Source organism: Mycobacterium sp., assembly GCF_032162105.1.
Taxonomy (GTDB): domain Bacteria; phylum Actinomycetota; class Actinomycetes; order Mycobacteriales; family Mycobacteriaceae; genus Mycobacterium.
This window is the reverse complement of the sequence record NZ_JAVRPS010000047.1, coordinates 1-8,704: the sequence shown is the minus strand read 5'-3', so window position 1 is coordinate 8,704 and position 8,704 is coordinate 1. Positions and strand designations below refer to the sequence as shown.

The window sequence follows — 8,704 nt, the reverse complement described above, 5'->3', positions numbered from 1 at the left end:
GACGGTGAAGAAACTCGGATCGACTTAGACCAAGTCAGCGCATTCTTCTCCAAATTCCCTGAAACCGCGCCCTCAGACGTTCCCCAGCTGCTCGATAACGAGATGGTCAAGGTCTTCGAAGACGCCGGGTGAATAGGTGGGTGCGTTCCAGATCGTTGAGCTGCAGGGCGCGGGCGACGGCGTCGAGTACCGACTCGGACACGTTGGCCGTGCGGCCGCGTTCCAAGCGGACGTAGTAGTCCACGCTGACGCCCGCCAGCTGGGCCACTTCCTCACGACGGAGGCCTGGGACGCGGCGCGCGCCGGGGTGCAGAGGGAGGTTGGCGGCGGCCGGGGTAACCCTCGCGCGGCGGGAGCGCAGGAACTCCCGCAGCTCGACGTTCGGCTGCCCGCTCATCGGACCAGCCTAGATGCGCCACCTGTCCAAATGCAGCAGTGAAAGGGGTTCTGCCGGACCTCCGGTAGAGCCGGTCCTCCCGCGCCAGGCGAAGCCATGTTGAGCTGGTCTTCGACGGAAGGGACGATCGTTTATGCAACGCAGGATTCTCGGCGGTACCGGTATCTCAGTGAGTGAGTTCGCGCTGGGCGCGATGAACCTCGGTGCCATGGGCAACACGGATCACGACGAGTCGGTGCGCATGATCCACACTGCCCTCGACGCGGGCATCAACCTCGTCGACACGGCCGACGTCTACTCGTTGGGCGAATCGGAGGTCATCGTCGGCAAGGCGCTGCTCGGCAGGCGGGACGACGTCGTGCTCGCGACCAAGTTCGGGCTGCCCATGACTGAGGGGCCAGATCAGCACGGAGCGTCACCGCGGTGGATCCGGCGGGCTGTGGAGGGCAGTCTCGAGCGGCTGAACACCGACCACATCGACCTCTACCAGTTGCACCGGCCCGACCCCGCGACCGACATCGACGAGACTCTCGCCGCGCTCTCCGACCTCGTGCGCGAGGGCAAAGTGCGGGCGATCGGGACCTCGTCGTTCGCTCCGGAGGAGATCGTCGAGGCGCAGTGGACCGCCGAGCGCCGCGGCCACCACCGGTTCCGAACCGAGCAGCCGCCCTACTCAATCCTGGTGCGGGGCATCGAGAACCGCGTACTGCCGACGGCCCAGCGCTACGGCATGGGCGTGCTCACGTTCGCGCCGCTCAACTCCGGCTGGCTCTCCGGCCGCGCCGATCCCACGGCAACTGCTCGCAACGCCGGGCTGGGCACGAGAATGTTCGACCTCGAGCTACCGGGGGTGCGGGCCAAGGCCGCCGCGGTCGAGCAACTCAGCACGCTCGCCGACGAGGCCGGGCTGCCACTCGCCCACCTGGCCATCGCGTTCGTCCGTGCGCACCCTGCGGTCACGTCGGTACTGATCGGCCCTCGGCGCCCCGACCAGCTGGACGACCTGCTGGCCAGCGCCGACGTACGCCTGAGCGAGGACGTGCTCGACCGCATCGACGAGATCGTGCCGCCCGGAGTTGACGTCCACACGGGCGACCTCTATGTCGATCCGACGCCTGCCATCCAAGACAAGAGACTTCGCCGCCGATGACATCTGACCGCGATCCGAGTGTGACCGAGTACGACTACCAGGCCGTCGCCCGCGCCCTCGCCATCGGACCGGACTCCTCCGCGGCCGAGCGCACGATCGACATCACGACGCTGGGCGCACGCAGCGGCATCCCGCGCCGCGTCGAGGTCTGGTTTCACCGCGTCGACGGTCGCTGGTATGTGACCGGCATGCCGCGGCCTCGCAGCTGGTATGCGAACTTGAGTGCCAATCCCCGGTTCATCGTGCACCTCAAGCACGGGGTCACTGCCGACCTGCCCGCGACCGCGGCGGCGGTCGACGAGCCGACACGGCGGCGGGTGATCACCGCGGTCCTCGACCTACAAAACCGGCCCGACATCGCGGTGCGGGTCAGCCAGCGCCAAAATCTCGACGACTGGCTCGCGCACAGCCCGCTGGTCGAGATCGTGTTCGACGACGAGCGGTTCTAGGGATCGCGGCCGATGAATCGCCGGCACCTGCCCGTACCGTGGAGACATGCTGGGTGGCGTTCTTGGCAAGATCTAACGATGGCAGTATCGCGGGGGCCGTCCGGGGTGGTCGGCGCGCATCGCAAACCGGTTGGGCGCCATCGCGTTTGCGGCCGGGATCGGGCCCAATCCAGCTGCCACCCTTGAAGTACGCGGCCACAAGTCTGGGCGGACGATTTCGTTCCCGGTAGTCGTCGCCGACTATCAGGGTGAGCGCTATCTGGTGGCCATGCTTGGTCAGAAGACGAATTGGGTGCGGAACCTGCGCGGCGGCGACGGCCGCGCGGTGTTGCAGCGAAAGCAGCGCGAAGAGGTATCGCTGGTGGAGGACCACTGCGACAAACGCGCCGCAATCTTGCGCCGGTACCTCGAGCTGGCGCCAGGAGCACGCCCGTTCTTCCCGATCGATCGCCGCGCGCCGATCAGCGAGTTCGAGGCCATCGTCGACCAGTATCCGGTCTTTCGCGTCGCCTGATGGCCAACGAAGTCCGGCCGCTATCGTCCGTGCGCATTGAAGAACTGCCACGACGCCTCGGAGGCGTCGAATGCGTGAGTGGCTGAGCCAACGGCCTCCACCGGCAGGATCTCCGGGGCGCCAGGCCAGGTATGACCGCCGCCGTCGATGCGCATGAACTCCACCGCCGTGCCGGCCGCGCACGGCGAGTACGTCAGGCGTTGAGTTCCGGTGCCGTCACCGTTGTTGGGCAGTGCGTCTTGCGACGGCGTGTTCTGGCATCGGTCGATCTGTTGCCAACGCTGCACCATCGCGGGCGCTGCCAGAACGTCGCTGGTTCCGCCGCGGCCCGTCATGGTGCCGCCGCCGTACGGGACGACGGGATCCGCGGTGCCGTGTGTGGCGAGGACGGACACCGGCCGCGATGGACTACATCCCACGTTCGTGCCGAGTGTCCCTGCCACGGGGGCGATTGCAGCGAACAAGTCAGCACGGTCACACGCGAGCCGGTTGGCCATGAACGCGCCCGCCGACAGGCCCGTCACGAACACGCGGCCGGGGTCGATGCCGTACTCGGCGACGAGCTTGCCCACCAGTGCGCCAATGAATCCCACATCGTCGACCCCTTGCCGGTCCGGCAGCGACGCACCACGGCCATCGGCCCAACTGAAGTCGATCCCGTCGGGGTGAACCGCGACGAACCCATGCGCGTCGGCGACGGAATCGTAGTGCGTCAGCGCGGCCTGATCCCGCCCGGTCGCGCCAGCGGCATGCAAATTGACGACGAGACCCGACGGATGGTCGACCCCGGCCGGAACGTGTAGTTCGTAAGTCCGGACCAGTCCCCCGAAGTCGATCTGGGCAGACCGGAATGGGCTGGCCGACGCCGTCGCCGCGCCCGGGAGGAGACACGCGACAACGCAGATCAGGACGGCCGCTATCGGGCCGATACGTGCAAGGGCGAGGCGCATCCGGGCACGGTAGAGACCTCGAGCGAATTCCATGGGAACGGGAGGTGTCATGCCCACATCGTGCCCGACCGGTCGAGATGGGAAACCTGGCTCTACGAAGCCCATCCGCCGGCCTGACACCGGTCAATCTGTGGATTGTGCAAGGAAAGGTCGTTGCCGCGACGTTTCCACTTCTCTGTCTGTGGCCGCCCTCACATCATGGTCGCACCTACAGGCACCAGGAGGCTGGAGACCATGCAGTTGGAACAGCGAGCAACAGGCGAAGCACCTCGGGCAAGGTCGGTGGCCGGCAACGTGATCCGCGGATCGCTCGGCAATTTGATCGAGTGGTACGACTGGTATGTCTATGCGGCGTTCAGCATCTACTTCGCGAGCGTCTTCTTCCCATCGTCGAATCCGACAGCGCAGCTGCTGAACACGGCAGGAATCTTCGCGGTGGGGTTCCTGATCCGGCCGCTCGGCGGGTGGTTGCTCGGTTGGTACGCCGACCGAGCTGGGCGCCGCTCGGCGCTGACGCTCTCCGTAACCATGATGGGTGTTGGGTCTCTTGGCATCGCCGTCTTGCCGGGGTATGCGCAGATCGGCGCGCTGGCGCCGATCCTGCTGGTCACCGCCCGGCTGCTGCAGGGATTGTCACTTGGGGGCGAATATGGAACGTCGGCAACGTATCTGAGCGAAGTCGCCACCCCACAGCGCCGAGGCTTCTACTCCTCATTTCAGTATGTGACGCTGACGAGCGGCCAGCTGCTGGCGCTGGGTGTACAGATCATCTTGCAGCAGGTGCTCACACCAGAGCAGATGCATGACTGGGGCTGGCGGATCGCGTTCGTCATCGGAGCGGCAGCCGCGGTGACCGTCATGTGGCTACGGCGCACGATGGACGAGTCCGAGAACTACAAGCTGGCCGTCGAGTCGAATACGGAACGCGGCAGCTTACGGGTCTTGCTCACGTATCCGCGAGAGTGCCTGACCGTGGTTGGTCTTACCCTCGGCGGCACCATCGCGTTCTACACGTTCACCACCTACATGCAGAAGTTCATGATCAACACGACCGGCCTGCCGAAGGAGCAGGTGACGTGGATCAACTTCGTCGCGCTGATCATCTTCGTCGGACTTCAGCCGATGGTTGGCGCGCTCTCGGACCGGATCGGTCGCCGACCGATTCTCATCGCATTCGGGGTCGGCGCAACGCTGTGCACCGTCCCGCTGCTGACCGCGGTGTCTCATGCCGACTCCGCACTGTCCGCGTTCGGCTTGATGCTGCTTGGCCTGATCATCGTGTCGGGCTACACGTCGATCAATGCCGTGGTGAAGGCCGAGCTCTTCCCCGCGCGTATCCGGGCACTCGGCGTCGGACTGCCGTATGCGCTCACCGTCGCGATCTTCGGCGGTACCACCGAGTACGTCGCCCTCTGGCTGAAGAACATCGGTCACGAGTCGTGGTTCTTCTTCTACGTAGCCGGCTGCGGGTTGATCTCGCTGCTGGTTTACGTGTTCATGGGTGAATCGTCACGCCGCTCGCACTTGGAGCGGGAGACACGGGAACTCCGTGCGGACGAGCGAGAGCAGGCCAAAGTCGATGAGGTTCTGGCCGAACCTGCTTAGCATCAGCGCCATGCGTGTGCTGCTTGTTGAGGATGACGACGGGGTCGCGTCGGCGCTGGCCGAGCTTCTCGGCCACGCCGGCGCGTCTGTCATCCGCACCGGGCGCGGTGCCGACGCCCTCCATCGTGTCAAGGGCTGCGATCTGGTGTTGTTGGATTTGGGATTGCCCGACATGGACGGTCTGGACGTGCTGCGCACGCTTCGGCGTGCGTCGGCCGTACCCGTGATCATCATGACCGCCAGGGACAGCGACGGCGCGGTGGTGCTGGGACTTCGTGCGGGGGCTGACGATTACTTGGTCAAGCCGGTTCGAAAAGCGGTGCTGCTGGCGCGCATTGAGGCCGTCATGCGACGTCTGCGCCGCGTCGGGGGCGACGCACCGGCCCCGTCCGTCCCGGTAGTCGCCGGGCCCGTCACCATCGACCGCGAGTGCCGGGTCGTCAAGCTGGCCGAAATCCCGCAGCCGCTCACCAAGACCGAGTTCCAGATCCTTGCCACGCTCGCGGCCCGTCAGGGTGAGGCGGTCAGCCGCGAGGAGCTCATGCTCGAGGTTTGGGGCACCGCGGTGGTCGGCCGGTCCAGGTCATTGGACTTCTTCATCGGACAGATCAGGGCCAAGCTCGCCGGACTTCCGCTCCACACGGTGCGCGGGTTCGGTTTTCGGCTGGACACCTGACATGGGTCTGCGAGTCCGTGTCGTACTCGTCGTCCTATCGCTTCTCGCGATCGCGGCACTCGCAGTCCCCTTGGCGTTGAGTCTGGCCGACCGCCGAACCGCGGCGCTCGCAGCCGAACGGGGTCGGCAACTTGCTGCGCTGGCCGATTCAGCCGCAACGCGCAACGTCCCCTTGGACCGTCTCGTCGACCGTTACTACGAGGTGTACGGGGAAGGTCTGCTCATCGTCGACTCCAATGGTCGGACCCTCGCCGCACGGGGGCTCAGCACCTCGGAACCCGGCGTCGCAGCGGCGGCCGACCATGCGTTGGTCGACGCACCCACGTCATGGTCGACGCGCATCCTGCCCTGGGACCGACGCAGGGAGCTGGCCGCCGCAGGTGTCCGACGCGACGGGGAGTTGATCGGCGCCATCGTGATTGCGGTCGACACCACAGTCGCGGCGCGCGGCGTCACCACCGGCTGGCTGTGGGTGGTGGCTGGCTGTCTGGCCCTACTCGTGGTGGCCGCGTTGGTCGGTCGTGCCCTCACCAGGTGGGTGCTGCGCCCGCTCGACGGGCTGGAGCGCGCCGTCGCCGAGATGACCGAAGGGGTCTCGGGGCTACCCGCTGACGTGGCTGGGCCGCCGGAACTACGCCACTTCACGTCGGCGTTCAACACGATGGCACAGGTGGTGCGGGCCTCTCTCGACCGGCAACGGCGTCTCGTCGCCGACGCGTCGCACCAATTGCGCAATCCACTGGCCGCGGTCCGATTGCGGGCGGACAGCCTCGACGACTTCGTGGTTGGGGAGGGACGGTCGACGTACGGTTCGATGACCGCGGAGCTGGACCGTCTGGAGAATCTGCTGCAGCAGCTGCTTCGCCTGGCTCGCGCGGAGGAGGTCAGCGGCAGCCGCAGCGTGGGTCTGGCCACCACCGCGGCGGAGTCGACCGCCATCGAGGACGTGATTGCCGAACGCATGGCGTTCTGGCAGCCCGTCGCCGATGGCCAAAACCAGCGGCTGCACTACCACTCGGATGATCCTGGGCTAGCGGTGCAGCTCGCCCGACATGACGCAGAGCAACTGCTCGACGTCGCACTGGACAACGCGCTGAGGTACGCCGGGCCGGACACCTCGGTCACGGTGTCAACCGTGCGCGCCGGCAACGTGGTCGAACTGATCGTCAGTGATGATGGCTCGGGCTTGCCCGACGAGGACTTGTCAAGGGCCGCAGCACGATTCTGGCGGGGACACGACGACGGAGCCGGAACGGGCCTGGGGTTGGCGATAGCCGGCGAGATCGCTGCCGGTCATGGCGGGGCGATCTCGGTGGAGAGGGCCCCCGAAGGTGGCCTCCTGGTCCGCTTCTGCATACCAGCGGCAAGCGTGTCGACATGACGGGCGACCGGCCGGTGTTGTCGAGCCGTCGCTCATTCATCCTCGCGACGACGGCGGTGTTCGCCGCAGGCTGCGTCGGCAGCGAACCCCGAGGACGCGTGGGCCTGGGCGCCGGAGAGCACGGCGGGTTGTATCTGGCGTTCGCGGAGCTCCTGGCAGGACGCTTTCAGGCCCGCTATCCAGACATCGGCGTCGACGCCGTCTCCACGGAGGGCAGTGTCGACAACCTCGCCCGGCTGCGTTCGTCGGACGCCGGTATGGGACTCGCGCTGGCCGACGTTGCCGAGCGGGATTGGGTCACGGGACCCGTCGAAACCGCACCCATGGCGGTCGCCAGGGTGTACGAGAACTATCTGCAAGTGGTCGTGCGCGACTCCGCTCCCATGCATCAGCTGGCAGACCTTCAGGGACTGCTGGTTTCGATCGGCCCGGCTGGATCGGGCGCCGCGGCGACCAGCGAGGTGCTGTTCGAGGCAGCCGGTCTTGGCGGTCGAGTAGACATGCTGAGGTACCGACTCAGGGACGGGTTGGCCCGGCTCGCGGACGGCAGCGTGGATGCGCTGGTGTGGTCGGGCGGGGTACCGACGCCGGCGATCGCAGATCTCCACGCCACGCTGCCGCTGCGCATGCTCGACATTGGCGAGTTGGTCGCCCAGATGACCCGTCTGTCCGGATATCCCTACCTCGTCCGCGGCGTGCCGGCCGGCGGGTACGTGCCACCGAGCCTACGTTCGATCGGAGTTCCGAACCTGTTGCTGTGCGGCCATGACTTCGCTGCAGACGCGGTCGCTGCCGTGGTGGACGTAATCGCAACCGACGCACCGCAACTGGTTCCCCCCTACGTCCGCGGGTTGCAGTACCTCGACCCGCCATCGATGATCCAGACCGGTCTGATACCGCTACATCCAGGGGCCGCTCGCGCCTACCGCACACTCCACGGTTGAGCCTGAATCCGGTGGTTGATCCAGGTCGTGTGGCCAGGACTACTGCGCCGGGCGCGCCCCGGCTCCCCGGGCCCCGGTGTGGAACCGGGCGGCGGCGGGCCTCTGAGCTGGCCGGTGCGGATCCAGTCGATCGCCATGTCCACGGGATTCTGCGGGTCGACGTACACCGCGACCGTCGCGCCCGGTTGCATCCTCGCGATGTGCATCTGCGCCACGACCTCATCGAAGACGGCGACGTAGGCCGCGCTGCCGTCCTCGCGCTGAACCCGGCCCTGGACCCGCAGCACGGGCGACGTGTTCATGCACGACCCGACCTGCCAGACGCCGTCGACGGTGACCGTTGCGGGCAGGCCGGCGCCGTTCGTCAGCTGCGCATGCCGCAGCATCTTCATGCCGATCTCGCTGGCGTCGGCCGCCTCGTGAATCCGGTTCGGGATGTCACCGATCTGGCCGAGGAAGGACGACGGGCGGCCCTGCGACTCCAGGTACTGCTTGTTGGCGCCGTACATGCGCGCCCAGTCCTTGAACGGGTTGGGCATGTGAGGGTTCCGTCAGTAGCCGAGGAACTTGCGGAACTGCTGTCCGACGGCCATCGACTGGCCCATCCGCTGCACCCAGCCGTCGAGCGCCGCCTTCGT

General features: G+C 66.8%; 9 protein-coding genes and 1 pseudogene. 7 read left to right on the top strand and 3 right to left on the bottom strand.

Annotated elements, in window-relative coordinates; genetic code table 11:
- Positions 1–130 precede the first annotated feature (130 nt).
- A pseudogene (locus QOC69_RS02265) lies at positions 131–397 on the bottom strand (helix-turn-helix domain-containing protein); the annotation flags it as partial.
- Positions 398–530: 133 nt separating this feature from the next.
- Here QOC69_RS02265 and QOC69_RS02260 point away from each other — a divergent pair.
- The 3 genes from QOC69_RS02260 to QOC69_RS02250 all read left to right on the top strand — a co-directional run bounded on the left by QOC69_RS02260 (position 531) and on the right by QOC69_RS02250 (position 2,510).
- Positions 531–1,547 carry an aldo/keto reductase gene (locus QOC69_RS02260; protein ID WP_526435934.1) on the top strand — a complete coding sequence of 339 codons (1,017 nt, stop codon included), beginning with the start codon at positions 531–533 and terminating at the stop codon, positions 1,545–1,547.
- Complete coding sequence (locus QOC69_RS02255) at positions 1,544–1,996, top strand: nitroreductase/quinone reductase family protein (protein WP_526435932.1); 453 nt, start codon at positions 1,544–1,546, stop codon at positions 1,994–1,996. Before QOC69_RS02260 ends, QOC69_RS02255 begins: the two co-directional genes overlap by 4 nt.
- Positions 1,997–2,126: 130 nt before the next feature.
- A complete protein-coding gene (locus QOC69_RS02250; protein WP_526435930.1) occupies positions 2,127–2,510 on the top strand; it encodes a nitroreductase/quinone reductase family protein in 384 nt (127 codons plus the stop codon).
- A 20-nt stretch (positions 2,511–2,530) separates the two neighbouring features.
- Here QOC69_RS02250 and QOC69_RS02245 read toward each other — a convergent pair whose 3' ends face one another.
- Complete coding sequence (locus tag QOC69_RS02245; RefSeq protein ID WP_526435928.1) at positions 2,531–3,460, bottom strand: extracellular catalytic domain type 1 short-chain-length polyhydroxyalkanoate depolymerase; 930 nt, start codon at positions 3,458–3,460, stop codon at positions 2,531–2,533.
- A gap of 240 nt (positions 3,461–3,700) precedes the next feature.
- Here QOC69_RS02245 and QOC69_RS02240 point away from each other — a divergent pair, with 240 nt between their 5' ends.
- Genes QOC69_RS02240 through QOC69_RS02225 form a run of 4 tightly spaced genes read left to right on the top strand, consistent with a single transcriptional unit; the run spans position 3,701 to position 8,066 of the window.
- Positions 3,701–5,065 (top strand): MFS transporter, encoded by a 1,365-nt coding sequence (locus QOC69_RS02240; RefSeq protein ID WP_526435936.1) that lies wholly within the window; start codon positions 3,701–3,703, stop codon positions 5,063–5,065.
- A 10-nt stretch (positions 5,066–5,075) separates the two neighbouring features.
- On the top strand, positions 5,076–5,741 hold the full coding sequence (locus QOC69_RS02235; RefSeq protein WP_526435926.1) for a response regulator transcription factor: 666 nt from the start codon (positions 5,076–5,078) through the stop codon (positions 5,739–5,741).
- A gap of 1 nt (position 5,742) precedes the next feature.
- On the top strand, positions 5,743–7,122 hold the full coding sequence (locus QOC69_RS02230) for a HAMP domain-containing sensor histidine kinase (RefSeq protein WP_526435924.1): 1,380 nt from the start codon (positions 5,743–5,745) through the stop codon (positions 7,120–7,122).
- Positions 7,119–8,066 carry a TAXI family TRAP transporter solute-binding subunit gene (locus QOC69_RS02225; RefSeq protein ID WP_526435922.1) on the top strand — a complete coding sequence of 316 codons (948 nt, stop codon included), beginning with the start codon at positions 7,119–7,121 and terminating at the stop codon, positions 8,064–8,066. Before QOC69_RS02230 ends, QOC69_RS02225 begins: the two co-directional genes overlap by 4 nt.
- Here the strand turns inward: QOC69_RS02225 and QOC69_RS02220 are convergent.
- Positions 8,045–8,605, bottom strand: coding sequence for a hypothetical protein (locus QOC69_RS02220; RefSeq protein ID WP_526435920.1), 561 nt, complete (start codon positions 8,603–8,605; stop codon positions 8,045–8,047). The genes QOC69_RS02225 and QOC69_RS02220 overlap by 22 nt on opposite strands.
- Between the last annotated feature and the right edge of the window lie 99 nt (positions 8,606–8,704).

Excerpts from the sequence above, each read along its gene's own strand:
- QOC69_RS02245 (WP_526435928.1), bottom strand. The coding sequence starts at position 3,460 with ATGCGCCTCGCCCTTGCACGTATCGGCCCGATAGCGGCCGTCCTGATC.
- QOC69_RS02255 (WP_526435932.1), top strand. The coding sequence starts at position 1,544 with ATGACATCTGACCGCGATCCGAGTGTGACCGAGTACGACTACCAGGCC.
- QOC69_RS02220 (WP_526435920.1), bottom strand. The coding sequence starts at position 8,605 with ATGCCCAACCCGTTCAAGGACTGGGCGCGCATGTACGGCGCCAACAAG.
- QOC69_RS02235 (WP_526435926.1), top strand. The coding sequence starts at position 5,076 with ATGCGTGTGCTGCTTGTTGAGGATGACGACGGGGTCGCGTCGGCGCTG.
- QOC69_RS02230 (WP_526435924.1), top strand. The coding sequence starts at position 5,743 with ATGGGTCTGCGAGTCCGTGTCGTACTCGTCGTCCTATCGCTTCTCGCG.
- QOC69_RS02260 (WP_526435934.1), top strand. The coding sequence starts at position 531 with ATGCAACGCAGGATTCTCGGCGGTACCGGTATCTCAGTGAGTGAGTTC.
- QOC69_RS02225 (WP_526435922.1), top strand. The coding sequence starts at position 7,119 with ATGACGGGCGACCGGCCGGTGTTGTCGAGCCGTCGCTCATTCATCCTC.